General features: G+C 60.1%; 28 protein-coding genes and 1 tRNA gene. 13 read left to right on the top strand and 16 right to left on the bottom strand.

All coding sequences use genetic code 11. The features are described from left to right. Positions 1–33: 33 nt before the first annotated feature. The 3 genes from JBO08_RS03490 to JBO08_RS03500 all read right to left on the bottom strand — a co-directional run bounded on the left by JBO08_RS03490 (position 34) and on the right by JBO08_RS03500 (position 2,766). The gene (locus JBO08_RS03490) at positions 34–1,002 is read right to left on the bottom strand and encodes a FecR domain-containing protein (RefSeq protein WP_065882067.1); all 969 of its coding nucleotides are present in this window, start codon (positions 1,000–1,002) and stop codon (positions 34–36) included. Further along, positions 999–1,538 (bottom strand): RNA polymerase sigma factor, encoded by a 540-nt coding sequence (locus JBO08_RS03495; protein WP_065890281.1) that lies wholly within the window; start codon positions 1,536–1,538, stop codon positions 999–1,001. Before JBO08_RS03495 ends, JBO08_RS03490 begins: the two co-directional genes overlap by 4 nt. A gap of 211 nt (positions 1,539–1,749) precedes the next feature. Next, entirely contained in the window at positions 1,750–2,766 is a 1,017-nt protein-coding gene (locus JBO08_RS03500; protein WP_065882069.1) for a DUF4917 family protein, read from the bottom strand. 125 nt (positions 2,767–2,891) lie between these two features. On the opposite strand from JBO08_RS03500, the gene yiaY reads away from it, so the two are divergent. The 6 genes from yiaY to JBO08_RS03530 all read left to right on the top strand — a co-directional run bounded on the left by yiaY (position 2,892) and on the right by JBO08_RS03530 (position 9,354). Further along, positions 2,892–4,040: an L-threonine dehydrogenase gene (gene yiaY, locus JBO08_RS03505; RefSeq protein ID WP_065874708.1), complete on the top strand. Its 1,149-nt coding sequence runs from the start codon at positions 2,892–2,894 to the stop codon at positions 4,038–4,040. 92 nt (positions 4,041–4,132) lie between these two features. Further along, entirely contained in the window at positions 4,133–4,807 is a 675-nt protein-coding gene (locus JBO08_RS03510; RefSeq protein WP_065882071.1) for an NAD(P)H-binding protein, read from the top strand. Next, complete coding sequence (locus JBO08_RS03515; protein ID WP_065874710.1) at positions 4,807–5,718, top strand: LysR family transcriptional regulator; 912 nt, start codon at positions 4,807–4,809, stop codon at positions 5,716–5,718. The genes JBO08_RS03510 and JBO08_RS03515 overlap by 1 nt, the downstream gene beginning before the upstream one ends. 113 nt (positions 5,719–5,831) lie before the next feature. Next, positions 5,832–7,025 carry a CaiB/BaiF CoA-transferase family protein gene (locus JBO08_RS03520; protein ID WP_065874711.1) on the top strand — a complete coding sequence of 398 codons (1,194 nt, stop codon included), beginning with the start codon at positions 5,832–5,834 and terminating at the stop codon, positions 7,023–7,025. Further along, entirely contained in the window at positions 7,022–7,963 is a 942-nt protein-coding gene (locus JBO08_RS03525) for a hydroxymethylglutaryl-CoA lyase (RefSeq protein ID WP_065910474.1), read from the top strand. Before JBO08_RS03520 ends, JBO08_RS03525 begins: the two co-directional genes overlap by 4 nt. 59 nt (positions 7,964–8,022) lie before the next feature. Then, entirely contained in the window at positions 8,023–9,354 is a 1,332-nt protein-coding gene (locus tag JBO08_RS03530) for an MFS transporter (protein ID WP_065874713.1), read from the top strand. Here JBO08_RS03530 and JBO08_RS03535 read toward each other — a convergent pair whose 3' ends face one another. Continuing rightward, positions 9,355–9,843, bottom strand: coding sequence for a DMT family transporter (locus JBO08_RS03535; RefSeq protein WP_065874714.1), 489 nt, complete (start codon positions 9,841–9,843; stop codon positions 9,355–9,357). A 77-nt stretch (positions 9,844–9,920) separates the two neighbouring features. Here JBO08_RS03535 and JBO08_RS03540 point away from each other — a divergent pair, with 77 nt between their 5' ends. The 3 genes from JBO08_RS03540 to JBO08_RS03550 all read left to right on the top strand — a co-directional run bounded on the left by JBO08_RS03540 (position 9,921) and on the right by JBO08_RS03550 (position 11,976). Continuing rightward, on the top strand, positions 9,921–10,838 hold the full coding sequence (locus JBO08_RS03540; RefSeq protein ID WP_405045932.1) for a LysR substrate-binding domain-containing protein: 918 nt from the start codon (positions 9,921–9,923) through the stop codon (positions 10,836–10,838). A gap of 13 nt (positions 10,839–10,851) precedes the next feature. Further along, complete coding sequence (fos, locus tag JBO08_RS03545) at positions 10,852–11,262, top strand: fosfomycin resistance glutathione transferase (RefSeq protein ID WP_065874716.1); 411 nt, start codon at positions 10,852–10,854, stop codon at positions 11,260–11,262. Between the two features lie 186 nt (positions 11,263–11,448). After that, entirely contained in the window at positions 11,449–11,976 is a 528-nt protein-coding gene (locus JBO08_RS03550; protein WP_065874717.1) for a DUF4142 domain-containing protein, read from the top strand. A gap of 54 nt (positions 11,977–12,030) precedes the next feature. Here the strand turns inward: JBO08_RS03550 and JBO08_RS03555 are convergent, their stop codons facing one another. From JBO08_RS03555 to JBO08_RS03575, 5 genes are all read right to left on the bottom strand, one after another. Next, entirely contained in the window at positions 12,031–12,456 is a 426-nt protein-coding gene (locus JBO08_RS03555; protein ID WP_065882074.1) for a low affinity iron permease family protein, read from the bottom strand. A 115-nt stretch (positions 12,457–12,571) separates the two neighbouring features. Beyond that, positions 12,572–13,072 carry a methylated-DNA--[protein]-cysteine S-methyltransferase gene (locus JBO08_RS03560; RefSeq protein WP_065874719.1) on the bottom strand — a complete coding sequence of 167 codons (501 nt, stop codon included), beginning with the start codon at positions 13,070–13,072 and terminating at the stop codon, positions 12,572–12,574. 492 nt (positions 13,073–13,564) lie between these two features. Next, positions 13,565–13,975 (bottom strand): type II toxin-antitoxin system HicB family antitoxin, encoded by a 411-nt coding sequence (locus JBO08_RS03565; RefSeq protein ID WP_065874721.1) that lies wholly within the window; start codon positions 13,973–13,975, stop codon positions 13,565–13,567. Between the two features lie 22 nt (positions 13,976–13,997). After that, entirely contained in the window at positions 13,998–14,180 is a 183-nt protein-coding gene (locus JBO08_RS03570) for a type II toxin-antitoxin system HicA family toxin (protein ID WP_220074527.1), read from the bottom strand. A 168-nt stretch (positions 14,181–14,348) separates the two neighbouring features. Beyond that, entirely contained in the window at positions 14,349–15,242 is an 894-nt protein-coding gene (locus tag JBO08_RS03575; RefSeq protein ID WP_065874723.1) for a LysR family transcriptional regulator, read from the bottom strand. A 95-nt stretch (positions 15,243–15,337) separates the two neighbouring features. Between JBO08_RS03575 and JBO08_RS03580 the strand changes: the two genes are divergently transcribed. From JBO08_RS03580 to JBO08_RS03590, 3 genes are all read left to right on the top strand, one after another. After that, positions 15,338–16,501 carry an MFS transporter gene (locus JBO08_RS03580; RefSeq protein ID WP_065882075.1) on the top strand — a complete coding sequence of 388 codons (1,164 nt, stop codon included), beginning with the start codon at positions 15,338–15,340 and terminating at the stop codon, positions 16,499–16,501. Then, positions 16,498–17,688 carry an MFS transporter gene (locus JBO08_RS03585; protein ID WP_065946172.1) on the top strand — a complete coding sequence of 397 codons (1,191 nt, stop codon included), beginning with the start codon at positions 16,498–16,500 and terminating at the stop codon, positions 17,686–17,688. Before JBO08_RS03580 ends, JBO08_RS03585 begins: the two co-directional genes overlap by 4 nt. Before the next feature lie 323 nt (positions 17,689–18,011). Further along, positions 18,012–18,251, top strand: a complete 240-nt coding sequence (locus JBO08_RS03590; protein WP_065882079.1) for a DUF6124 family protein — start codon at positions 18,012–18,014, stop codon at positions 18,249–18,251. Positions 18,252–18,331: 80 nt separating this feature from the next. Here JBO08_RS03590 and JBO08_RS03595 read toward each other — a convergent pair whose 3' ends face one another. The 7 genes from JBO08_RS03595 to JBO08_RS03625 all read right to left on the bottom strand — a co-directional run bounded on the left by JBO08_RS03595 (position 18,332) and on the right by JBO08_RS03625 (position 23,443). Next, on the bottom strand, positions 18,332–18,637 hold the full coding sequence (locus JBO08_RS03595; RefSeq protein ID WP_065874727.1) for a DUF6482 family protein: 306 nt from the start codon (positions 18,635–18,637) through the stop codon (positions 18,332–18,334). Between the two features lie 23 nt (positions 18,638–18,660). Further along, positions 18,661–19,185, bottom strand: coding sequence for a DUF3833 domain-containing protein (locus JBO08_RS03600; protein WP_065882081.1), 525 nt, complete (start codon positions 19,183–19,185; stop codon positions 18,661–18,663). 197 nt (positions 19,186–19,382) lie between these two features. Next, positions 19,383–19,456, bottom strand: a tRNA-Gly gene (locus JBO08_RS03605). Between the two features lie 185 nt (positions 19,457–19,641). Beyond that, a complete protein-coding gene (locus tag JBO08_RS03610) occupies positions 19,642–20,526 on the bottom strand; it encodes an alpha/beta fold hydrolase (RefSeq protein WP_065874739.1) in 885 nt (294 codons plus the stop codon). Between the two features lie 305 nt (positions 20,527–20,831). Continuing rightward, a complete protein-coding gene (locus tag JBO08_RS03615; protein WP_065874740.1) occupies positions 20,832–21,524 on the bottom strand; it encodes a pseudouridine synthase in 693 nt (230 codons plus the stop codon). Further along, positions 21,524–21,736, bottom strand: coding sequence for a cysteine-rich CWC family protein (locus JBO08_RS03620; RefSeq protein WP_065874741.1), 213 nt, complete (start codon positions 21,734–21,736; stop codon positions 21,524–21,526). The genes JBO08_RS03615 and JBO08_RS03620 overlap by 1 nt, the downstream gene beginning before the upstream one ends. An 84-nt stretch (positions 21,737–21,820) precedes the next feature. Further along, positions 21,821–23,443: a methyl-accepting chemotaxis protein gene (locus tag JBO08_RS03625; RefSeq protein WP_065882082.1), complete on the bottom strand. Its 1,623-nt coding sequence runs from the start codon at positions 23,441–23,443 to the stop codon at positions 21,821–21,823. Positions 23,444–23,705: 262 nt separating this feature from the next. Here JBO08_RS03625 and JBO08_RS03630 point away from each other — a divergent pair, with 262 nt between their 5' ends. Beyond that, positions 23,706–24,068, top strand: coding sequence for a hypothetical protein (locus JBO08_RS03630; protein WP_065882083.1), 363 nt, complete (start codon positions 23,706–23,708; stop codon positions 24,066–24,068). The last annotated feature ends 27 nt before the right edge of the window (positions 24,069–24,095 follow it).

A 24,095-nucleotide genomic window follows, 5' to 3' on the forward strand; every position in this document is an offset into this window, starting at 1 on the left:
ATGCAAAATATTCTCAAATAAGAATTTGCGCGGTTATTTGCTCGGTTCGATTTTGATAATGCCGTCCGCCGACGCCACGGTTTTCACCGGCAACAGGGCGGGCAGGGCGTTGAGCAGGGCGTCTGGATCATTCACATCAAGATTGCCCGAGACCTTGAGGTGCGCCACGGCGTTGCTGACCTGCAACGGCGCCTGAGGGCGATACAGGCTCAACTCGTCGATCAGGCTGGCGAGTTCGCGGTTGCGAAACGACAAGTGTCCGCTGCGCCAGTCAGCGACTTCCTCGAAGGGAAGGGTTTGCTGCTGCAACGAACCATTGGCATAGCGGTAGGTAGCACGTTGCTGGGCGCCAAGCAGCGTCACCGGGCTTTTTGCATCCGGCTCGAAGGCGACCTGGCCATGGGCGACGCTGATCACCAGTTGCTGCTGGCTGCGGCGCACGTCAAAGCCGGTGCCGACCACGCGCACGCTGGCTTCACCCGCTTGCACGAACAGCGGTCGTTCCTTGTCGGCGGCCACCTCGATGTACAGCTGGCCCTTGTCCAGGTGCACGATGCGCTGGTGCGCGGTGAAGTCCACACGCACGCGGGTGTTGGCATTCACATACAAGGTACTGCCGTCGGGCAGGTTGAGGGTGCGCATGCCTTTGGCGTGCGCCGTTACCTGGGTGTGATACAGCTCGCGGGGCGCGCCGATGTGGGTCGCCAGCACCGCGCACAGCAAGGCGGCGGCCACGGCCAGGGCAGGGCGCCATACCGACGGTTTGCGCTTGGGCAGCGTCGCGGGCTTGTTCAGTTGCTGTAACTGGGCCAGGTCGGCCCACAGTTGCTCGAATTCGGCATAGGCGCGGGCATGGGCGGGCTCAGCCTGCCAGGCGGCAAACGCTTTGCGGTCGGCGCGCCCCATGTCATTGCGGTTGCGGGCAAACCAGCTGGCGGCTTGGGCATCGATGGCGTCGCTGGCTTCGATGTCCAAGAGCTCGGTGTCGCTCAGGCGATTCATTCTGGCTGCTCCGTGCCGGGTTCTTGTTGAAGGCTTCGCTTGCAATGCAGCAGGGCAAAGGCGATGTGTTTTTCCACCATGCTGGTGGAAATGCCCATGCGTTCGGCGATCTGCGCTTGGCTCAAGCCTTCGAAGCGGTGCAGCATAAGGGCTTCTCGCCGGCGGGGCGAGAGTCCGGCGAGGACTTCTTTCAACTGTTCCAGGCGTTGCAAGCGTTGCGCGGCGGCCATGGGGTCGTTTTGCTCGTCGGTGACCGGTTCCGCGTCCATGTCGGCCTGATCAACGTGAACGGAGTGCCGCACCTTCTGTTTGCGCCAGTGATCACGCAGCAGGTTGCGCGCCATCTGGAACAGAAACGCCCGTGGCTGCTCGACCTTGGCCCGGTCGCGGTAGTCCAGCCACTGGGTAAAGACATCCTGCGTCATGTCCGCCGCGTCGCTGGCGTTGTCCGTGCGTCTGCGCAGGAAATACAGGATATCTGTATAAAACCCGCGAAAGGCATCGGCCGACAACGGGTCGGGCTTGGGACGAGACATGGATATCCTTCTGGACGAAGCACGATTTGGAAAAGTCGTGAATGATATCGAGAATTATTGCTATTTGTCTCTCTGTAACAGATGTCCTCAATCAAAAATGTGGGAGCGGGCTTGCTCGCGAAAGCGGTGGGTCAGACAGCGGATCTGTTGACTGTTACACCGCATTCGCGAGCAAGCCCGCTCTCACAGTTGATCTCCTTCGTTCAGGGGATCAGCGTTCGACGGGGACTGACAGTGCAGAATTACCCAATGGATGCGTACGCGCCGCGAAGAACTTCAGCTCCACGCCAGTGCCATCAAATAACTCCGAATACCGCCGTTTCTGCTGCCGAATAAACCCATCGCTGCGCCCCGAAACCGAGATCGCCAGGGTCGTCAGTTTGGCTTGGCGAATCGCATCCACCAGATGCTTATCCTGCGGTCCCAAGTCATGGCCAAAGATGCACAGCGCGCCCTCATGCGTCAGCAACTGCTCATAGCAAAACGACAGATAGTCCGAACTGCGGATGGTCTTGAGCTTCTCCTCAACCTTGCCTTCGCTGACAAACAGCGGAACATCGTCGAGGGTCTTGATCGTGTTGTTGATGGCAAAACTGCTGAGCAACGTGCTGTCGGTGGTCGGCAATTTGCGCGCGGTGCCATCAAGGTTGCGCACCAGGTGCAGACCGCCATGCAGGTAGAGGATGCGCGTGGCGCTTGTATGGGTGTTGCGCAGGTCGAAGCTGGCGTCGGCGCTGCGGAACAAGTCGTCGATGCCCGGCGTGTGCAGGATCGCCCAATAGTTGAGCAAGTCGTAGTTGCTGGTGAACACCGTCGCGTAATTGGCCAGTTCGCTGTTGATCGTTGCCAACGTCGACGGCTGCACCAGGCGCCATGGGATGTGCACGGTGTGGATGGTATTGATCAAGGCTTCCTTGATCGCGTAATAGCGATTACGCGGCGCCGCCGAGCTGACCGCCAGGGCCTTGTTGACCCGACTGGTGGTTTTCAATGCACCCAGCGCCTGCTCGAAACTGCGGGTTTGCAGGGCATCGAACACGCTGAGCTCGGAGGGGCTCAGGGGTTTTTCTTCGACGGTGCGGGCGTTTTCGAACAGCGAATCGTAGGCAAAGTCTTCCCAAATCGCGCGGCTTGCGCCGTTGCCGATCAGAATCCCGCTGAAGTCGGTGCTGCTGCGCAGTGCGCTCCAGTCTTCAAGGTGGGCGTCAATATCCTGGAAATCCTTCATTGCGGCGGGTCTACTCGAAATCGGCTGGACGGCGACTTTATCACGAGCGGGCGTTGATCCTGATCAAGATGGCGTAGGCAGGTGAGGTCGATGCTGTAGGCATAAACGTCATCCGAGGATTCGCCATGAGCAGCACCTTCTTCATTCCCGCCGTCAACATCATGGGCACCGACTGCCTCGACGAAGCCATGATCGCCATCCGCAACTACGGCTTTCACAAGGCACTGATCGTCACCGACGCCGGCCTGGCCAAGGCGGGCGTAGCGAGCATGATCGCCGAGAAACTGGCGATGCAGGACATCGACTCAGTGATCTACGACGGCGCCAAGCCCAACCCCAATGTGGAAAACGTCGAGAAAGGCCTGGCGCTGTTGCAACAGAGCGACTGCGACTTCGTGGTGTCACTGGGCGGCGGCTCGCCCCATGACTGTGCCAAGGGTATCGCCCTGTGCGCCACCAACGGCGGGCATATCGGCGACTACGAAGGCGTCGATCAGTCGAGCAAACCGCAACTGCCACTGGTGGCCATCAACACCACCGCCGGCACCGCCAGCGAGATGACCCGTTTTTGCATCATCACCGACGAAACCCGCCACGTGAAAATGGCCATCGTCGACCGCAACGTTACACCGCTGCTGTCGGTCAACGACCCGAGCCTGATGGTCGGCATGCCCAAGGGCCTCACTGCTGCCACCGGCATGGACGCGTTGACCCACGCGATTGAAGCCTACGTGTCCACGGCCGCTACACCGATCACCGACGCCTGCGCGATCAAGGCCATCGAACTGATCAGCGCCAACCTGCGCCTGGCCGTACGCGACGGCAGCGACAAAGCGGCAAGGGAAAACATGGCCTACGCGCAGTTCCTCGCCGGGATGGCGTTCAACAATGCATCGTTGGGCTTCGTGCACGCCATGGCGCACCAGTTGGGTGGTCTTTACGATCTGCCCCACGGCGTGTGCAACGCGGTGTTGCTGCCCCACGTACAAAGCTTCAACGCCAGCGTCAGCGCCAAACGCTTGAGCGACGTGGGCCGCGCATTGGGCGCCGACATCAAGGGCATCACCGACGAAGAGGGCGCACAAGCCGCCATCGCCGCGATTCGTAGCCTGGCCTCGGACGTTGAAATCCCGGCGGGCCTGCGAGAATTGGGCGCCAAGTTGCAGGACATTCCGCTGCTGGCGACCAATGCGCTCAAGGATGCCTGTGGTTTGACCAACCCACGGCGGGCGGATCAGCGTCAAATTGAGGAGATCTTTCGTAACGCGTTCTGAATGGGGTAGTTATGAGCTGCAAGCGGTAAGCTACAGGCTGAACTGCATTCAACTTGAGCTTGAAGCTTGCGGCTTGCCGCTGAGGTCCCCCTATGAGAGTTCTGCTATTCGGCGCCACCGGCATGGTCGGTCAGGGCGTGCTACGCGAGTGCCTGTTGGCCGCCGACGTTCAGGAAGTCATCGCCGTGGGCCGCACGCCCTTGACCCAGGAACACGGCAAGCTGCATCAGGTGTTGCACGGCGACATGCTGGATTTCCAACCTTTGGAAAACCTGCTGCAAGGTTTTGATGCGTGCTTCTTCTGCCTCGGCGTTTCGTCGGCAGGGATGAATGAAACCAAGTACACCCACCTCACCTATGACCTCACTCTGGTCGCGGCCAGCACCCTGGCGCGGCTCAATCCGCAGATGACCTTTATCTATGTATCCGGCGCCGGGACCGACAGTTCCGAGGCGGGCAAGTCGATGTGGGCGCGGGTCAAGGGCAAGACCGAGAATGCCCTGCTGCGCCTGCCGTTCAAGGCGGTGTATCTGTTTCGACCGGGGGTGATCCAGCCCTTGCATGGCGTGCGCTCGAAGACGCCGTTGTACCAGACCTTCTATTCGGTGCTTGGGCCGTTGTTGTCGTTTGTCCGGCGGATAAAACCGGGTTGGGTGGTAAGCACCGAGACCGTCGGCCGGGCTATGTTGCAGGCGGCGAGTCATGGCGCGTCGCAGCCAGTGGTGGAGCAGGCCGAGATCAATCGGTTGGCCAGCGAGCGTCGCTGATGATGCACAAAAGCCTGGTGCGTCGGCTGGATCTGATCACGCTGCAATTGTTTGTCGCGGTATTTGAGGAAGGTACGCTGACCCGTGCCGCCAACCGTGAAGCCATTGCCGTTTCGGCTGCCAGCAAGCGCTTGATGGAACTGGAGCAGGTGCTGGGCGTAAGCCTGTTTGTGCGGCGGGCCAAGGGCATGGAGCTGACCGCAGCCGGCGAAACCCTGTTGCACCATGCACGGCAGATGCTGTTCAACGTCGAAAAGATGGGCCTGGAATTGGGCGAACACAGCCACGGCGTGCGCGGCTATGTGCGGATGCTGGCCAATCTGTCGGCGATCATTCAGTTCCTTCCTGAAGATTTGCGGGACTTTTCCGAGCAGCACCCCGAAGTGAAAACCGACTTGGAAGAGCGCCCCAGCAACGGCGTGGTGCAAGGCGTTCTGGATGGCGTGGCGGACTTGGGGATTTGCTCCATTGACACTGACACCAAGGGCCTGCCGAGCGTGACGTATCGGCACGACAAATTGGTGGTGCTGATGCCGGCGGATCATCCGTTGGCAACCCGGGAAACCCTGGCATTTGCCGAAACCCTGGACAGCGATTACGTCGGCCTGCACGCCGCCAGCTCCATCAATATGCGCACCCACGCCGCCGCGCGCGAGGCGGGCAAGATGCTGCGCCTGCGCATTCATGTGCCGGGGTTTGATGCGATGTGCCGGATGGTCCAGGCGAATATGGGTATTGGCATCCTGCCGCAAAAGGCCTATGAACTTTTCGGTCGCGCGTTGGGGTTACATGCCGTGCCGTTGACGGATGACTGGTCGGATCGCAGCCTGATCCTGGTGGTGCGTGATGAGGCACAGCTGTCGCCGGTCAGCCGGCTGTTGTTCGAATATCTGCGCAAGATGCCGGTGTAAGCGAACTACAGTGTTCGCATTTCGCGAACGCGCCTTGCCAACTGACGGTTGGATTTCTTCTGCCCCTGTCCTCTAGCCTTGGTCGCACATTCCAAGAATAAGAGGTACACGCCATGACGGCTCCCCTGAGCGGTATCAAGGTGATCGAGATCGGCACCCTGATTGCCGCGCCGTTCGCCGCCCGGCTGATGGCCGAGTTTGGCGCGGAGGTGATCAAGATCGAAGCCATGGGCCAGGGTGACCCGCTTCGCAAATGGCGAAAGCTGCACGAAGGCACGTCGCTGTGGTGGTACCTGCAATCGCGCAACAAGAAGTCCCTGGCGTTGGACCTCAAGTCGCCAGAAGGGCTGGACTTGATCAAGCAGCTGCTCGGCGACGCCGACGTCCTCATCGAAAACCTGCGCCCCGGCGGCCTGGAAAAACTCGGCCTGGGTTGGGACGTGTTGCACGCGCTCAACCCCAAGCTGACGCTGGTGCGTATTTCTGGCTATGGCCAGACCGGCCCTTATCGCGACCGCCCTGGCTTCGGTGCCATCGGCGAGGCCATGGGCGGCATTCGCTACACCACCGGCAACCCGGATTCGCCGCCCGCGCGGGTCGGTGTGAGCCTCGGTGATTCCCTGGCCTCGTTGCATGGCGTGATCGGCGCGCTGATGTCGTTGCTGCGGGTCAAGACGGGGCAGGGCGATGGGCAGATTGTCGATGTGTCCCTGGCCGAAAGCGTGTTCAACCTGATGGAAAGCCTGGTGCCGGAATACGACATGCTCGGCCATGTGCGTGAACGCAGTGGCGGCGCCTTGCCGGGCATTGCGCCTTCCAATACCTACCTGACGGCCGACGGTGCCTACGTGGTGATTGCCGGCAACAGCGACCCGATCTACAAACGCTTGATGACCACCATCGGCCGCGCCGACCTGGCCGAAGCCCCAGCATTTGCCCACAACGATGGCCGCGCCGCCCAGAGCGGTTTGCTCGACGCCGCGATCACCCACTGGACCAGCAGCCTGCCCATCGACCAAGTGCTCAGCGCCCTGGAGGCCGCCGAAGTGCCGGCCGGGCGTATCTATTCGGTGGCGGACATCGTCAGCGACCCGCACTACCAGGCGCGTGACATGTTGCTCACTGCCGAGTTGCCCGGCGGTGTGTCAGTGAAGATGCCCGGCATCGTGCCCAAACTCTCGGAAACCCCGGGCGGCGTGAACTGGCAGGGCCCGACCCTGGGGCAACACACGGATGAAATTCTCGGCAGCCTGGGCCTGGCCGGTGCTGATATCCAACGTCTGAAACGCTCGGGAGTGGTGCAATGATTTCTGATTATTCCGACCCGCTGATTGTGCAGGAAGTGTCCCCGCGCGACGGCCTGCAAATCGAGCCGACGTGGGTCGAGACGGCCGACAAAATCGCCTTGATCGACCAGCTTTCCCAGGCGGGCTTTTCGCGGATCGAGGCCGGTTCATTTGTCTCGCCCAAGGCCATCCCGGCATTGCGTGATGGCGAGCAAGTGTTCCAGGGCATCAGGCGCAAGCCCGGTGTCATCTATGTGGCGTTGATCCCGAATCTCAAGGGGGCGCAGCGCGCTATCGAGTCTCGCGCCGATGAACTGAACCTGGTGATGTCCGCCAGCCAGACCCACAACCTGGCCAATATGCGCATGCGCTGCGAGGCGTCGTTGGCGGCGTTTGGCGATATCGTCAGCTTTGCCGCCGACCACCCGGTGAGGCTCAACGGCAGCATCGCCACCACCTTTGGTTGCCCGTTCGAAGGCAAGATCGACGAAGACCGCGTGCTGCAGATTATCGAGGCCTATCAAGCGCTGGGCATCCAGGGTATCAGCCTGGCCGACACCACGGGCATGGCCAACCCGCGTCAGGTGGAGCGCCTGGTCAAACGCGTGCTGCAGCGCGTCTCGGCCAGTGACCTGACCCTGCATTTTCACAACACCCGCGGCCTGGGGTTGTGCAACGTGCTGGCCGCGTACGAGGCCGGTGCCCGTCGTTTTGACGCGGCGCTCGGTGGCTTGGGCGGCTGCCCGTTTGCGCCGGGGGCGTCGGGCAATATCTGCACCGAAGATTTGGTCAACCTGTGCGAGGAAGTCGGAATTCACACCGGTATCGACCTGCCGCACCTGCTGCAAATGTCCCGCCGCTTGCCGGCCCTGTTGGGCCACGAACTTCTTGGCCAGGTGGCGAAGGCAGGGCGCAATTGCGACCTGCACTCGCCGCCGGCCTATATCGCCACGTTGTAACGCTACACCAGACAACAAAAACAATTGGGCGCCTGTGAGCAGCCCGCTGGAGAGAAACCATGAGCACTAATACGTTGGAGGCCGGCACGCGCCCGGCCGCTGAAATCGATGCCGAAAAAGCCCTGGTCAGCAAGGTCGCCTGGCGCCTGATGCCGCTGATCATGGTGTGCTACCTGTTCGCGTTTTTTGACCGGATCAACATCAGCTTCGCCAAGTTTCAGTTGCAGGCAGACCTGAGCCTGAGCGACACCGCCTACGGCCTGGGCGCCGGTTTGTTTGTGGTGGGTTATGTGATCTTCGAAGTGCCGAGCAACATGATGCTGTACAAGGTCGGCGCGCGGCGCTGGATTGCGCGGATCATGATGTCGTGGGGCCTGGCGACGGCGGCCATGGTGTTTGTCACGGCAGAGTGGCAGTTCTATGCGCTGCGCTTTCTGATCGGGGCGATGGAGGCGGGTTTCGCGCCCGGCGTGCTGTATTACCTGACCCTGTGGTTCCCGCAGCATTTCCGTGGGCGCATCACCTCAATGCTGTTCCTGGCTTCGGCGTTTGCGGGCCTGGTGGGCGCACCGTTTTCCGGCCTGGTACTGGAACACCTCGACGGCGTGTTGCAGATGCGTGGCTGGCACTGGTTGTTCCTGCTCGGCGGCTTGCCGTGCATCGGCCTGGGGTTCCTGGTGCTGACGCGGCTCAAGGACCGCATCGAAGACGCCCATTGGCTGACGCCGGCGGAGAAAGCGTTGCTGTCGAGCCGTATCGCCAAGCATGAGCCGAACCAGCACGGTGGCTCGTTGCTGTCGGCGATCCGTATTCCGGGGTTCCTGATGCTCGGCTTTATCTACTTTTTGATTCAGGTGGCGTCGTACGGCCTCAATTTCTGGGCACCGCAACTGATCCGCAGCGCGGGCACCCAGAGCCCGGTGATGATCGGCCTGCTCACGGCGATTCCGTATGTGTGCGGCGCCATCAGCATGGTGGTGATCGGGCGACTGTCGGATGCTACCGGCGAGCGGCGCAAGTTTGTCTGCGGCCTAGTGGTGCTCGGTGCGGTGGGCTTTTTCAGCGCCGGGATTTTCGCCGACCACACCACCTTCCTGATCATTGCCCTGGGCATGTTGGGCGCAGGCATCATTGCGTCGATCCCGACCTTCTGGACCCTGCCACCCAAATTGCTGGCGGGCGCCGGCGCAGGCGCGGCGGGCGGTATTGCAGTGATCAACACCCTCGGGCAGTTCGGTGGGATTGTCAGCCCGGTGATGGTGGGCCGCATCAAGGACCTCACGGGCAGCACCACCCCGGCGCTGTATGTGATTGGCGTGTGTGCGCTGTTGGCGGCGGCGCTCTTGCTGTGGGGCCTGCCGCAGAAGCTGCGCACACTCGACAAAGGCTGATCAGCTCGCCGTTGACAATGCACGGGCGGGGGAGGCGCTGAACTGAATCAACACCACCCCGCCAATCAACAACAACGCCCCCAGCACGCGGGGCGTTGTCAGTTGGCGCTCAGCCAGGCCGAACAGGCCAAAGTGATCGAGGGCCAGTGACGCAAGAATCTGCCCGGCCATGGCCAACGCGATAAACCCCGAGGCGCCGAGCTTAGGCAATAACATCAACGCCAGGGAAATAAAGCACACGCCGAACGCGCCACCCGCCCACGTCCACAGGGGCGCCTGGGTGACAAACGTCAGGCTCGGCAGCGGTAAACGCATCGCGATAATCACCGGCAGCAACACGATGATGCTCACCAGCAGCGACGCCAGGGTGGCCCACAACGGGTGGCCGAGCCCGCGCCCGAGGTTGGCGTTGATCGCACTCTGAAACGGCACCACGGCCCCGGCAATCACGGCCAGCGCCAATAAACCCACCCAATGCAATGTTGTCATTTCAAATCTCCCAGAGGTTTTGCTGGACTCTAGGCTATTCGTCGCGCAAATTTAAATTCCAAGTTCTTATGGTGAGCATGCAGCTGATGAATGATCTGCGCCGCATCGACCTCAATCTGTTGGTGATCCTCGACGCCTTGCTCAGCGAGCAACACGTCACCCGTGCCGCCGAGCGTCTGCACCTGAGCCAACCGGCGGTCAGCCATGCGCTGGCGCGCTTGCGTGACCTGCTCGGCGATCCGCTGCTGGTGCGTCAGGGCGGTAGTTTGGTGCCGACCGCCCGCGCGCTGGAATTGGCCACGCCACTGGCTGAAGCCCTGGCCCAGGTGCAAGCCCTGCTGGCGCCGAATCGCTTTGAGCCGGCATCGGCCAAGCGCAGGTTCCGCGTGGCGATGTCTGACTACAGCGCGGCGATTTTGCTACCCGCTCTGGTGCGTACGCTGCGCAATGAAGCACCGGGTATCGATCTGCAAATCATCCAGGCCAGCCGTGAAGGCATGGTGGATGGGGTGCTTAATGGCGACCTCGACCTGGCGGCGGGTGTTTTCCCCGACACGCCCGCCGAGCTGCGTACTACGCCGCTGTTCGAAGAGCACTACACCTGCCTGGTGGACCGCAGCAGTCTGCCGGAGGACGGTACGCTGGATTTGCCCACCTACCTGTCACGGCCGCATGTGTTGTTGGAAATGCGCGGCAGCGGTACGCCGGAAATCGAGCGGGCGTTGACGGCGATCCGGGAACGGCGGCATGTGGCGATCAGCCTGCCGCACTGGGGGGTGGCACCGCAGTTGATACGGGGCACGGACCTGATCCTTACGGTGTCGTCCCGTGGCGTGCTCGATATCGATCATCAGCACTTGCTGGCGGTGCTGCCGCCGTTTCATATTCCGTCGTTTGCATTTGAATTGGCGTGGCATGCACGGCGGGGTGGGGATTCGGGGTTGCAGTGGTTGATTGGGCAGGTGCAGGGTGTATTGTCCGAAGACTACCGCTGACAGGAACAACAACATGCTCTCAGGCTTCAACCACCTGACCCTGGCCGTCACCGATCTGGATCGCAGCGTCTGCTTCTACCATGAGCTGTTGCAACTTCAGCTCGACGCCACCTGGGACGCCGGCGCCTACCTCTCACTGCCGGGTTTATGGCTGTGTTTATCGCTCGATCCATTGCGCGACGCGAATCCAGCCGCCGATTACACCCACTATGCGTTTACCGTCGCTGCGGCTGATTTCGCCGCGCTGATCGAGCGCCTGCGAGCGGTTGATGTTGAAGAGTGGCGCGACAACCGCAGTGAGGGCGCTTCGTTCTATTTTCTCGACCCCGATGGTCACAAGCTCGAAGCCCATGTCGGCGACCTGGCCTCACGGCTACAAGCGTGCCGCGCAAAGCCTTATGCCGGAATGACGTTTTACCCGTAGGACGGGCAGGCGCGTAAACGCTCAAGCGCACGTGTTGGCGGGTTAGGCAGGCAGCAAACCAGCCGGGCTCGAAGATGACCGTTCGTCGCACTGGAAAGTTTTTTCTAAACCTTTGCTGCCCTGAAAATTCGAATTGAGGGCGGGCTGTGTTCTCCCGCGCCTATTTTTGCCCTGGAGGAACCCATCATGAGCCGCATGGCTATCCGGTTACGCACCGCCAGTTTCGCGATGCTGCTGGGCCTCGGCGCCAGCAATGCTTTCGCCCAGTCGCCTGCTGAATTCATCGAGCAGGCTTCGGCCAAAGGTATGGCCGATATCGAAACCAGTCGCATGGCCCATGCCAAAACTTCGTCGCAGGAAATCAAGGACTACACCATCGAGGTGATCAACGAGCGCACCTTGGCCAACCAGCATCTGGCGGCCATTGCCAAGAAGCTCGACTTGCCCGTGGCGCCGCGGGAGAAAATCGTCGATAAAGCCGAAACCCTGATGCCTGAACTCAAGGACGGCGATTCCTTTGATGCGGCCTACACCGCGCAACAGGTGAAGGAAAACGAAGACGCCATCGCCCTGTTCAAACGGGAAGGCGCGGCATCGGATGTACCTGAAATAAAAGCCCTGGTGGACGAGACGCTGCCTAAGTTGGAGGAGCGTTTGCAGAAAGCCCGTGCCTTGGCGTCCACCTACGCCAAAGGCCATCAAGGCGACGGTTGAATTCGTCACTTGAAATGAAAAACGGCGGTTGGATCTTCTCCAACCGCCGTTTTTTTATGCCTGGTTCAAATCAATTTTTTTCGGCCCTGCATCGTCGGCAGCATGGCCACAACTGCTGTTCAGGCTCACAGTGCCAGCCTTGCCAATGCTACGGTATTCCTGGCGCAGTTTTTCCAATTCTTTACGGTCCAGGCCGTCCAGGCTGAGCACAGCGTTTTGAGCATCCTTGGACACGCGTAGCAGTTCATCGATCTTGATATGCAGGATGTCGTTGTCGCGGTTCTGCGTGTTCTGGATCAGGAACACCATCAAAAACGTGATGATGGTGGTCGAGGTATTGATGATCAGTTGCCAGGTGTCGTTGTAGTGGAAATACGGCCCGCTCAGGCTCCACGCCAGGATCAACGCCACCGCCGCGTAGAACGTGCGTGGGCTGCCGGCCCAGCGGGACAGGGATTGGGAGACTGTGGAGAATTTCATGACCGGTTTCCTTGGTAGGGGGTGATGAAATAATGGACCGCAGGGATTCTTTGAAATTTCTTTTTACATTTCGCCTGATGAACAACGGTGTACGTTTTTGTCGGCGGCTGTTTTTTTAGAAGGCTAATTGCGCCTGGCCCGTGCCTTCCAGTGCCAGCAAATACTGCTTGGCTTGCAGCCCGCCGGCGAATCCGGTCAGCCCGCCCGACGCACCGATGACTCGATGGCACGGCGCAATGATCGAGATCGGATTCCGCCCATTGGCTGCGCCCACCGCACGTACGGCTTTCGGGTTGCCGATCTGCTGGGCGATCTGGCTGTAGCTGCGGGTTTCGCCGAAAGGAATGGTCAGCAGCGCTTGCCAGACTTGTTTCTGGAAGTCGGTGCCATCGAAGTCCAGTTCCAGCTCGAATCGGTTACGGGTACCGGCGAAGTACTCCTTGAGTTGGCGTTCGGCTTCCAACAGCACCGGGCTGTCATTGGCCTCGTGCAACTCACCCAGGCGCACACGGTTGGCGCGCTCTGTTTCCCACAGGATGGCGCCGAGTTTGCCATTGCGCGCCACCAGGGTGAGCTGGCCCACAGGGGAGGGCATGAGCTTGTATTCATAAGGCATGGGCATAATCCTTGATGCTGTAGGGCGCCATTATCCGTCCTGCGAACCGTGGGGGAACCTTGTTTCTTGCGGTGTAATTCTACGCCCGCTAAAAGCGCCAGTGAATCCAATTGCCCGACCCATAGACCGAGGAGACCAAGTAGACAAACCAGACTATCGAGGGCGTTGACAGTGCGACCAATGAGCCAAGATTGAGTAGAGCGATGATGGTCGCGCCGATTGTCAGGCCTCGACCGGCGTGCTGCCTTGCGTACCACGCGCCATAGATAGAACCGGCAACTGCCGCTATCAATACAAAACGGCCCAGGCCTATCGTGGGAATAGGCATCAGTGGGGCCAGCAGTGGGATGATCAGCACCAGCCCTACGACTTTTCTAAAGACCTGCGTCGACGTTTTTTGTCCGCGCGGGAGCATTCTGCTTTGTCCTGTTTCTGGTTAAGGTTTCCCATGGTGATAGGAGAACTTTCTGGTCCCTGTAGGGATGGGCTTAATCAATGCCCCTGCTGAAGCACTTTCAGCGCTGCTGAGGCCAGAAACCCCGAACGGCTTTTTTCTTCAGGGTGATGCAGCACATATTCATCGATGCGGTTCAGCAGATAACCGGGCAGCGTGATATTGAGCTTCTGCGCTTTGCCCAGGTACTTGGTGACATCAATGTCCACGACTGCCCAGGTGCAGCCTGCATACTGAGGATTGGCGGCATGCAAGGTGACCTTTTGCGCACTGGGAATCGCTGCACCGTCTTCCGCGAGAATCTCGAAGTGCCCTTCGATGGCTTCGCGGGCCATGGCCATGGCGTCGTCCAAATCGTCGCCGGCGGAATAGCAGCCGGGAATATCCGGCACTTCTACACCCCAGGCGTGATCGTCGTCGCCGGTTGAAATTGCAATCGGGTAAAGCATGTCTGTTGTCCTCCTCGGACGATTAACTCAACAGAGCTTGTTTCAAAATGCTCTTAGCGGTCTTGTCCAACAGGTCCTTCTTTGGATGTGGAATCGTCATCAGCCCCGGTTTTGTCGGGTGTTTGAAGTGGTGATGACTGCCTTTGATGCGCACCAGATACCAACCGTCCGCAACGATGTGACCTATTAAATATCGGCTATCCACAGCACCTCCTTGTGGTGTGTGATGGTGGTGACTATAACCACTGAATTGGAATTATCAACACTCTACCTACCAGTGGCCGATGACCGGCTTCCTGTCAGGCGGTCAATGCAGTGTATGAGCGCCTGGGAATGGCGCCGGGGAGAGGTATTGCGGGGTTTTGCGAAGGAGTTACCGAGTGTGTAGGGACTGTGCAATGACAGTGAGAAACGCATCAACCAGCACACTTTTTGTTTCAGACCGGGTCAATACTAACAAGGGCGCACACGCATCCCCCTCCACCAGGGGCCTGTATGTCACACCTTTGTTCATCAAGCTCTGCGTACATTCCGGCACCAACGCCACACCTTGCCCAGCCGCTACCAGCGCTATGATCGAGGTGATCTGCCGCCCGGTTGGCCCAAGGCGTAACGGTTGGCCGTGGTGCCGGTAAAGTTGCTCGATGGACTGGTTGAGCCCCGATCCAAAATCCGCAGGAAACAGAATCACTGGATAGGCGCTCAGCTGCGCCAGACTGACACTTGGCAGACTGGCCATCGGGCTTTCACTGGACACTGCTGCGACCAGCCTTTCGTCACCCAAAGACAGCACTTGCACCTCTTCGCCTTGCGGTAGCAGGCGACTCAACCCGATATCCAGCCGCCCATCCGCCACGTGTGCGCCCAGGCTGCCGGAGGCGCACTCCACCAAAGTCAGCTGCACGTCGGGAAAACGTTGCGCAAACGCCTGGATCGTCTGGCTGAACAAGTCCGACAAGGCAATCGAGCTGACATACCCCAACGCCAGCTGCCCGGCGGTGCCCGCAGCCAGTTTGCTGGCAATCACCTGCGCCAGCTCCACCTGCTCCAGCACGCCGCGCGCGTAGGGCAGGAATGACCGGCCTTGAGCGGTGAGGGTGACGGTGCGGCTGGTGCGATCAAACAGCTTGAAGCCCAGCTCGGTTTCCAGCGCCGAGATCTGCCGGGTCAGCGGTGGCTGAGCCAGGTGCAGGCGAATGGCCGCGCGACCGAAGTGCAATTCTTCAGCGACCGTCAGAAAGTACCGCAGCTTGCGTAGGTCGAGCATCCTGATCCTTGGGTATCGATCGGTTCGAAATCGGTATTGGTTTAAGACCCGCCGGCCATTCTATAAAGACCTCACAAAATAAAACGAGAGGTTTCATGAAACCGCGCCTGCATTGTGCCCGCCTTGCCCTGTTCCTGTGTGGCTGCGCGGCGTTCCTCAACCTCTATGCCACCCAGAGCATCCTGCAGACCTTTGCCGCGAACTTTCAGGTCAGCGCCAAGGCGGCGGGGTGGAGTATCACCGTGACGACGCTGGCCGTGGCGATCACTGCACCGTTTGTCAGCCGACTGACCGGGCGCTTTGAGCAACGCACGGTGATCAGCGTGGCGGCATTGCTGTTGGCGGTGCCGGCGCTGATGACCGCCTATGCCGACAGTTTTGCCGAAGTGCTCGTGTGGCGGTTTGTCGAAGGCATGTTGATCCCGGTGGTGTTTGCCACCAGCGTGGCTTACATCGGCGACCGCTGGAGTGGCGGCACGGTGACGGAGGTCACCAGCCTGTATGTGGCAGGCACCGTACTGGGTGGGTTCGCCGGGCGTTTTGTCACGGGTGTGATGACTGAATACGTGGGCTGGCGCGAAGCCTTTGAGTTGCTGGCGGTGCTGAGCCTGATGGTGGGTGGATTTATCCAGTTCTTGTTGCCGATCAATCGTGCGCGAACGGCGAAGGTTAAAACCTCTTTCTCAGCCGTTTTTCGCAAGCCTTTGCTGGCTGCTTACGCTGTAGGTTTTTGCGTGTTGTTCTCCCAAGTCGCAGCGTTTACCTACGCCGGTTTGTACCTCGGATTACCGCCATTCAACTTGGGGCCTGCGGCGTTGGGCACGCTTTACATCGTGTTCCTGCTGGCGCTGGTCGTGATCCCCGTCGCCGGTCGCCTCAGTAAAGCCCGACCTCACGCCGAACTGCTGTGCGTGGCTGCGGTGCTGGGCATCACCGGCTCAGCGCTGACGTTAGTGCCTTCCTTATGGTGCATCGTTGTGGGCCTGGCCCTCAGCTCCACCGGCGTATTCCTCGCCCAGGCAGCCGCCAACGCGTTCACCACCGCTACCGCCCGTGACAACAAAGCAGGCGCCGTGGGCGTGTACCTCACGTGTTATTACCTGGGCGGAAGTTGCGGTGCGATTATCCCGGCTTTGATCTGGGAACGCTGGGGCTGGGCCGGGTGCGTGGCGCTGATTATGACCTTCCAGGTGTTGACCTTGCTGATTGCCCTGACGGGTTGGAAGCCCCTTGAACCTGAACCGACTCCGACGCCATGAACGATACCGTCGAGGTGCCTGCTGCCGCATCATCAACCCGTCGTCGCACGCTGATCGCCGGCTGCGGTGCGCATGCCGTGCATGACGGCCTTACCGATGTCATCTACGTGTTGCTGCCGATCTGGCAGGCGCAGTTCGCGCTTTCCTACGCGCAAATCGGACTGTTACGCGGGGCCTATTCCGGGATGATGGCGGTGTTCCAGCTCATGGCCAGTCGCGCCGCGAAGCGCTGGGGGCGTGTACCGATGCTGGTGGGCGGCACCGCGCTCGCGGGCGTGGCTTACGTGTTGGTGGGCCAGGCCAGCGGACTGGCGATGTTACTGCTGGCGCTGCTGTTGGGTGGGTGTGGCGCCAGCACCCAACACCCGCTCGCCTCCTCTATGATCAGCGATGCCTACGAGGACGGTGGTGGGATCAAGCAGGCGCTGTCTCAATACAACTTCAGCGGCGATATCGGCAAAACCCTGATCCCCGGACTGGTGGGACTGCTGCTTACGGTGATCAGTTGGCGCGCGAGTGCCACGCTTCTGGGACTGCTGGGTTTGGCGGCGGCGGGGTTGTTGTGGTGGTTGATTCCTACACAAGTATCCGAATCTGACTCCACAAAAAAGACCAAACCCCACAGCGGAACCGGTTCCGTCATAGGCCTGCGCGCCCTGATTCTCACGGGCACCCTCGACAGCGCCGTGCGCATGGGTTTCCTCACGTTCCTGCCATTTGTGCTGCAAGCCAAGGGGGCTGGCACCGCCGGTATTGGCCTGGCCCTGACGCTGCTGTTTATCGGTGGCGCATTCGGCAAATTGCTCTGCGGTTATCTTGGTGCGCGCATCGGCATGATGAGGACGGTGTGGCTGACGGAGAGCAGCACCGCGTTGCTGATCATTGCCGCCGTGTATTTGCCACTGGCCGGGTTGATGGTGATGCTGCCGGTGCTGGGCCTGGTGCTCAATGGCACGTCCTCAGTGTTGTACGGCGCCGTGCCGGACCTGGCCGGCGCAGGGAAACGGGAGCAGGCATTTGCCGTGTTCTACACCGGCACGATTGGCGGCGGGGCACTGGCGCCGGTGGTGTTTGGTGGGGTGGGGGACGCATTGGGCGTGCCGGTGGCGATGATGGTCTTGGCGGGGGTGTTGATGGTGACGTTGCCGTTGGCGTGGGAGGTGCAGCGGGGGATGGTTGAGGAGTGATCAGTGCGATGTTGGGATGTGCTTTTGCAGCTTGCGCCATTGCCTACACAACGATCAGAATCGTCCGAGTTGTGCGCCTTGGTCGACCTCTTTAAGGTTCGTTTGCCGCTGCCCATCAGCGGTCGGGTTTAGTAGCTCGATTTGATCAACGGCGTATGGCTATACCAGCGTTCAGGCATCTTGGTGTCTGTTCTCAATGGTGGCTGTACGCAGGGCACTTTCGAGTGCGCCGGTTTCGTTGATCCGCCGGTCTACTAACCTGCATACAGCCGCCACCCATTGTTTAGTAGCTGTGGAAGGTGGTCCTTACCGAGGATCAACAGATGTGCAATGACCCCTGTGACCCCTCCGTAAAACTGTTCAGCGTCCGTCCCGACGTCAACACCGAAGCGTTACTCGCCAACGCCTATGAAACCATTGCCGGCGCGGGCGCCATGACCCATGAGTTCGCCGAAACCCTACCGTCCCAACAGCGCTACCTGGCCCTTGCGATTCAGCAAATGATCGAGTTGGGGCTGATGCTGGTGGAAGCGGCGCAGGACCGCGTGGATCAAGCCGCGTAAGGCCGTTCGCGCACTGCATAGGCTTGCCTTCCCAGGCCGCCCATACCAAGGGGGAGGGGAGCCAAAAAATGCATAGCGCTTTAAAGAGATGAGGCCAGCGAAAACGGAATGCGCAGCGCGCCGATCGGCCCTTCCCGAACACCGCACATTTCATCGTGCACGCACTGCTGCACCAGCACGCAGGGAAACGGCGGCACCCGTTGCAACAGGTCGCGCAAATGCGTGGTAGAACCGATGCGCAGCGGCTTGGCGTCATCGCCCAGCAATGTCATTTCAGCGTCATCCAGCCTGACGCGCGCGATGTAGAAACCACCCTCCAGCGACAGTAACTCCAGCTCGCGAATTTCACCTTTTACCGCCAATTCAGTCAGCATGTGCATATTCATGATTGAGCCTCGCTGCGAGTTATTTATTGGCGACGAAAGAACAACGTGACCTGGCCCCATTCGACGCCGAACTTGGTCATGCTGGAGCGGTTGATCAAGGTGTCCTCGTCCATCAGGTACATCCAGTCATCAAAGCTCACCTCGTAGACCGAGCCGTCCACGGGCAGGTTGAGTCGGTAGCGCCAACGCAGTGCGTTACCCGCCACTTCGCCGATTGCCTCGCCGACCACATCACCTGCTCGGCCCCGCCAGCGCCCCGGGCCATCCGGTGTCAGCGTCCACACGCGTTGTTGACGCGTGCCATCGCTGTACAGGAAGCGCTCGTCGAGAATCAGGGCGTTCCCCTCGCGTCGGCTGGCTATGTTCACTTCAAAGCGCTTGGCGACCTCGCCGGAACGCTTTTGGAAAATCCCCCAAGCCTTGACGGGCTTGCTGAAAAAACGCTCCAAGTCCAGCTGCGGCTGCTGGTCAGCGTAGTGCTCGACCCCAACGTTGGCGCAACTGCTCAAACTCAATACCAGCCACAATGAAACCAGTAGACGAGTCATTGCCCGGCTCCGTGATCGCGCGCGGCGAATTGCCAGCGTGTTGAATAGATACTTGTACAGAAATATAGATTTGTACAGGTTTTCGCGACGGGAATAACGGATGCCTCAAATCGCAGCCATAAAAAAACCGGCCTCATAGGACCGGTTTTTTATACATTCCCGTCAATAACAGACCTGACGCGGAACGAGAATTTGAGTGGAGCGGGTAGAGGGAATCGAACCCTCGTCGGAAGCTTGGGAAGCTACTGTTCTACCATTAAACTATACCCGCTCAGAGCGGCTGACTTTGTACCAGATGTTCGCCTGGATTTGAAGTTTTTCTTCAAAAATGTGTGGGGTACCTGCGATACCGGCACCTCGGTGTGTCAATCACACTTAGTTGATGCTATCGCAGGCAAGCCAGCTCCCACACAAGCCCAGCTCCCACACCCGCTCGCGCCTCCAGTGGATCTCATTTCAGATCGCAAAGGCATGCTGCGTCTGGCCTTGGTGATACCGCAACCGGCTGACCTGCCGCTCAGGTTTCAGAAAGCCCACCACCGCATCCCGACTGTCGCGGCACGCCGCCTTGTGCTCCATATCCAGAAAATGCCCGGTCGCCTGAATGGTGCTGAAGCTGCTGTGAGCCACGTACTGACCAAACAGCTTGGCATCCTGGGCGCTGGTGTATTCGTCCCATTCGCCGTTCACAAACAACACGGGAACGGCGATTTGCCTGGCCGCTTTGACGTAACACTGCCGGTCACTGTTCAGCACATGGCTGATGTGAAAGTGCATCTGCCCGTATTCATGCTCGGCCAGGTTGCTGACGTGTTTGTAGTTGAAGCGTTTGAACAGCGACGGCAGGTGTTTGCCGATGGTGCTGTTGACCAGATGGCCGACGCGGTCGCGGTCGAGGTTGCCGAGGTAGTCGACGCCGCGTTCAAGGTAGTCGCGCATGGGGGCGTTGATCACCGGCGAGAACGAACTGATCACGGCCTTTTCGACCCGACGAGGGCGATGGGCGAGGGCAACCAGCGCGGCGGCGCCGCCCCAGGAAAATGACAATACGTGTTCGGCGGCGAAGTGGTCGATAAGCTCCAACAGGATCTGGCCTTCGACTTCCTTTGTCAGCATCTGCTCATGGCGGTTATGGATTTTGGAGCGGCCAGCGTAGGGCTGGTCGTACAAAACCACATTGAATTGCGGGTACAGGCTTTTCACGGTTTGAGCGAAGGATGCCGTGGTGGCCATGGAGCCGTTGACCAGGATGATGGTCTTTTCAGCAGCGTCCGCGCGATAGAACTCCGTGTAAACCCGATACTGACCCTGTATATCCAACACAGCGATTTCTGGCCTCATGTCGTAAGACTCCTGGCAAGCGGGTAGGGCGCGCAGGTAACTCTGCACGAGCTATGTGACAGGTAGGCATACGCCTTGAAGTGGGAGGCCCATGTCGATCCGATGACGGCTGGCCGACGGGTGTTGTTATGGCGGGCTGTTTGCCGGGAAGGCCCGTAGATCAAGCGCGGGCGGGGCAATGTGTTTCTTGGAGGTTATAGGCGACTCGCCAGTCATATTTAAACTGGTGATCCTGATTCAAGCAGCAGAGATGCCAGCCCGCAAGGCGATGAGCCGATTTTTCGCCATCACCGGCCGAACGGTCGTCAGACTTGTCGGATTTCGTCGTCAGTCAGCGCCCGATACTGGCCCGGCGCAAGGGCCGCATCCAGCACCAAAGGGCCCATCCGCTCGCGATGCAGGTTGATCACTTTGTTATCAAAGTGCCCGAACATGCGCTTCACTTGGTGGTAGCGCCCTTCGATTATGCTGAGACGAGCGGTTCTCGGCCCTAGCAGTTCCAGCCCTGCGGGTTGCGTGGTCAGGTCTTCGAAAGCGAAATACAGGCCTTTGGCGAAGGTAATCGCGTACTCAGGGCTGATGTCTTGCTCGGTCTCCACCCGGTAGACCTTGGGCAACTTGGTCTGCGGTTGCGTCAGTCGGCGCGACCATTGGCCGTCGTTGGTGATCAGCATCAGCCCCGTAGTGTTGAAGTCCAGGCGGCCGGCGATGTGCAAGTCGGCTTTGTCGGGCTCATTCAATAAATCCAGGACGGTCGGGTGTTGCGGGTCTGCCGTGGCGCTCACACAACCCTGGGGCTTATGCAGCATGAAGTAGCGCGCGGGTTTACCCGCCTGCAGCACTTCATCGTCGACGCAGATGCGGCTGAATTCGCGCACCTCATGATGAGGATCGCTGACTGCCACGCCATCGACCGACACGCGCCGTTCAACCAAGAGCAAACGCACTTGCTGGCGATTGAAGCGCGGCAGGTTGCTGAGGAAACGATCAACCCGCATTACGTCGGCTCGGCCCCGCGCAATTGCTGATCTACCCTGGCACAGCGCGGGCACAGGCAGGCCTTGTTGCGCAATTCATCGGGCAGGGCCTGGAGCACGGCCGGGTCGATGGTGACGCTGTAGCACCAGCAGGCCTGGTCGACCGTACGTGGGTCAGCCAGGGTACAGTCGTTGCGGGCGCCGCAGGCAGGGCAGAGGGTTGGCGTGGTCATCGGCAGGTTCGGGCTGGATCGGGCAAGGTTCCGGACAATCCCGGGGGGCCTTGCACGATACAGGGCCGACCCCGCGCAGGCTACTTAGAGCTGGAACTTGCTGACCAGTGCATTGAAGGACGTGGCCAGGCGCGACAGGTCCTGGCTGGCGGCATTGGTCTGGTTGGCACCGGCGGCCGTCTGGGTGGACAGGTCCTGGATGTTCAGCAGGTTGCGGTCCACTTCGCGAGCCACTTGGGCCTGCTCCTCCGACGCGGAGGCGATCACCAGGTTGCGTTCATTGATCATCGACACACTGGCGGTGATACGTTGCAGCGCTTCACCGGCGTTCTGTGCCAGGGTCTGGGTATTGTTGGCCCAGGTCAGGCTCTTGTTCATTGCCGCGACCGCGCCATCAGCGCCGATTTGCACTTCGCCAATCATTTTTTCGATGTCGACGGTGGAGATTTGAGTGCGATGCGCCAGTGCACGCACCTCATCGGCGACCACTGCAAAACCGCGACCTTGCTCGCCCGCGCGGGCCGCTTCGATGGCGGCATTGAGGGCCAGCAGGTTGGTCTGGTCGGCGATGCCACGGATCACATCGATCACCTTGCCGATTTCCCGCACTTGCCCGGCGAGATCTGCAACCGATTGCGTGGAATCGTTGATTTCACTCACCATCGAACTCATGCCGGACACGGCCTGTTCGACTTGCTGGCGACCGTCCTCGGCCTCGGTGGTGGCCTGGCGCGAAGCCTCCGAGGTCGATACGGCGTTGCTCGCCACTTCGTCCACCGCAGCGGTCATCTGGTTCACCGCCGTAGCGGCCTGTTGGATTTCATCATTCTGACGGGTCAGACCACGGCTGCTTTCATCGGTGACCGCACTCAATTCTTCGGCGGCTGAAGCGAGCTGGTCGGAAGCGTTGGCGATTTCCACCAGGGTGCTCTTCAAACCGCCCTGCATATCCGCCAGTGCCATCAGCAATTGCCCGGCTTCGTCGGTGCGTTCGGTGAGGATGACCTGGGTCAGGTCGCCCTTGGCAATGCGTTGTGCGCTTTCCACAGCCTGGGCGATAGGGCGGGTGATCAGGCGGGTGATCAACACGCCAATGGTGAGGGCAATGATGAAGGCCAGGACAATGCCACTGATCATCCACGCCAACGCACTGCCGCGCAGCTCATCGGCGGCGACGGCGCCTTCCTTGATCTGGCGGCTATTGGATTCGATCATCACGCGGATCAACTCGCGCGCCTGACGGAAGAGTTCGTTGTTGGCGGTGTTGAGCTGGGTGCGGGCCTGTTCGACCTGGCCGCTGTCGAGCAGCGCCATGATGCGTTCGGAGCTGCTGGTATAAGCGGGCCAAATCTGGTCGAGTTTGTCTCCCGCCGCCCGTTCGTCATCTTCCAGCGGTGTTGCGCGGTAGGTAGCGTAAGCCGCCTGGCTGCGCTTAAGTTCGTTGGCGATGTCCTGGCGCACGCGATCGCGGTCCTGGGCGGAGACGTCGCCTTTGCTTGCATCCATCAATCGGTACAGGCCCCGGTTATGCGCGACCAAGCCATTGAGGGTGGCCGCCGTGTTGCTGACGGACACCAGATTGTTGGAGAACGTCTGCTCCAATGCCGTGGCGAGGCGCACCACCCCTTTGATCCCCAGCAGGCCGACCCCGAGGGTGACCAGCGCACATAGAAGGAATGAAAGCAGCAGTTTGGTAGATATTTTCATGAGTCGAGTCCGGCCATAGTCGCGAAGGGCGCACGGTAGAGCCTGTCTGGTCTCGTGCGATGCCATAGTGACATCATCGCAATTGGCAAAGTTTCGGGCCAGCTAAATTTACTGAAACGTTAAAGTGCGCGCAGATGTATCAAGCTATTGCGGAAACGCACCAGATTCGGTTTTTGATGTCAGATATTTCGTCATTCAGTGAAAGCTGAATGCCGCCCTTCAGCGTCGCTGGAGGTGCTCTTCCGCGGTCCAGGAGGCCGCCATGTATCGACGACTGCTGCTCAGTGCTTTACTCGGTCTGACCCTTTCTGCCTGTGTGCCCTATTACGATGGAGGCCAGAGCTACTATCGATCCGAGGTCTACACCTCACCGGCGCCGGTGTACTACTACGGCGGTGGCGCGGCGTACCCTTACCGCCGTGACTACTACCCTTCGCCGCGTTATTACGCGCCACAACCGCGTTATTACTCGGCACCGCGTTATTACCAGCCAGCGCCGCGCTACTACGGGCCGCGTGCTGGCTACCGGCCTTATCCGAACCAGGGGTGGGGCGGCGATCGGTGGGGCAATGGCGGGCATGGACGCGGCTCCGACCATGGAGGTGGCCGCGGCGGTCACCGTTGACAGGCCAGTATTGCAAGCGGCGCATGA

Source organism: Pseudomonas sp. LAP_36 (assembly GCF_019456785.1).
In the GTDB taxonomy this organism is placed as follows: domain Bacteria; phylum Pseudomonadota; class Gammaproteobacteria; order Pseudomonadales; family Pseudomonadaceae; genus Aquipseudomonas; species Aquipseudomonas tritici.

Bases quoted from the DNA above. Each gene is read 5' to 3' on its own strand.
- JBO08_RS03535 (WP_065874714.1), bottom strand. From the start codon at position 9,843: ATGACAACATTGCATTGGGTGGGTTTATTGGCGCTGGCCGTGATTGCC.
- JBO08_RS03615 (WP_065874740.1), bottom strand. From the start codon at position 21,524: ATGCGGGTTGATCGTTTCCTCAGCAACCTGCCGCGCTTCAATCGCCAG.
- JBO08_RS03580 (WP_065882075.1), top strand. From the start codon at position 15,338: ATGAAACCGCGCCTGCATTGTGCCCGCCTTGCCCTGTTCCTGTGTGGC.
- JBO08_RS03560 (WP_065874719.1), bottom strand. From the start codon at position 13,072: ATGCCTTATGAATACAAGCTCATGCCCTCCCCTGTGGGCCAGCTCACC.
- JBO08_RS03595 (WP_065874727.1), bottom strand. From the start codon at position 18,637: ATGAATATGCACATGCTGACTGAATTGGCGGTAAAAGGTGAAATTCGC.
- JBO08_RS03495 (WP_065890281.1), bottom strand. From the start codon at position 1,538: ATGTCTCGTCCCAAGCCCGACCCGTTGTCGGCCGATGCCTTTCGCGGG.
- JBO08_RS03550 (WP_065874717.1), top strand. From the start codon at position 11,449: ATGAGCCGCATGGCTATCCGGTTACGCACCGCCAGTTTCGCGATGCTG.
- JBO08_RS03585 (WP_065946172.1), top strand. From the start codon at position 16,498: ATGAACGATACCGTCGAGGTGCCTGCTGCCGCATCATCAACCCGTCGT.
- JBO08_RS03525 (WP_065910474.1), top strand. From the start codon at position 7,022: ATGATTTCTGATTATTCCGACCCGCTGATTGTGCAGGAAGTGTCCCCG.
- JBO08_RS03520 (WP_065874711.1), top strand. From the start codon at position 5,832: ATGACGGCTCCCCTGAGCGGTATCAAGGTGATCGAGATCGGCACCCTG.
- JBO08_RS03625 (WP_065882082.1), bottom strand. From the start codon at position 23,443: ATGAAAATATCTACCAAACTGCTGCTTTCATTCCTTCTATGTGCGCTG.
- JBO08_RS03515 (WP_065874710.1), top strand. From the start codon at position 4,807: ATGATGCACAAAAGCCTGGTGCGTCGGCTGGATCTGATCACGCTGCAA.
- JBO08_RS03490 (WP_065882067.1), bottom strand. From the start codon at position 1,002: ATGAATCGCCTGAGCGACACCGAGCTCTTGGACATCGAAGCCAGCGAC.
- JBO08_RS03610 (WP_065874739.1), bottom strand. From the start codon at position 20,526: ATGAGGCCAGAAATCGCTGTGTTGGATATACAGGGTCAGTATCGGGTT.
- fos (WP_065874716.1), top strand. From the start codon at position 10,852: ATGCTCTCAGGCTTCAACCACCTGACCCTGGCCGTCACCGATCTGGAT.
- JBO08_RS03565 (WP_065874721.1), bottom strand. From the start codon at position 13,975: ATGCTTTACCCGATTGCAATTTCAACCGGCGACGACGATCACGCCTGG.
- JBO08_RS03590 (WP_065882079.1), top strand. From the start codon at position 18,012: ATGTGCAATGACCCCTGTGACCCCTCCGTAAAACTGTTCAGCGTCCGT.
- JBO08_RS03510 (WP_065882071.1), top strand. From the start codon at position 4,133: ATGAGAGTTCTGCTATTCGGCGCCACCGGCATGGTCGGTCAGGGCGTG.
- JBO08_RS03575 (WP_065874723.1), bottom strand. From the start codon at position 15,242: ATGCTCGACCTACGCAAGCTGCGGTACTTTCTGACGGTCGCTGAAGAA.
- JBO08_RS03500 (WP_065882069.1), bottom strand. From the start codon at position 2,766: ATGAAGGATTTCCAGGATATTGACGCCCACCTTGAAGACTGGAGCGCA.
- yiaY (WP_065874708.1), top strand. From the start codon at position 2,892: ATGAGCAGCACCTTCTTCATTCCCGCCGTCAACATCATGGGCACCGAC.
- JBO08_RS03540 (WP_405045932.1), top strand. From the start codon at position 9,921: ATGCAGCTGATGAATGATCTGCGCCGCATCGACCTCAATCTGTTGGTG.
- JBO08_RS03620 (WP_065874741.1), bottom strand. From the start codon at position 21,736: ATGACCACGCCAACCCTCTGCCCTGCCTGCGGCGCCCGCAACGACTGT.
- JBO08_RS03555 (WP_065882074.1), bottom strand. From the start codon at position 12,456: ATGAAATTCTCCACAGTCTCCCAATCCCTGTCCCGCTGGGCCGGCAGC.
- JBO08_RS03600 (WP_065882081.1), bottom strand. From the start codon at position 19,185: ATGACTCGTCTACTGGTTTCATTGTGGCTGGTATTGAGTTTGAGCAGT.
- JBO08_RS03630 (WP_065882083.1), top strand. From the start codon at position 23,706: ATGTATCGACGACTGCTGCTCAGTGCTTTACTCGGTCTGACCCTTTCT.
- JBO08_RS03530 (WP_065874713.1), top strand. From the start codon at position 8,023: ATGAGCACTAATACGTTGGAGGCCGGCACGCGCCCGGCCGCTGAAATC.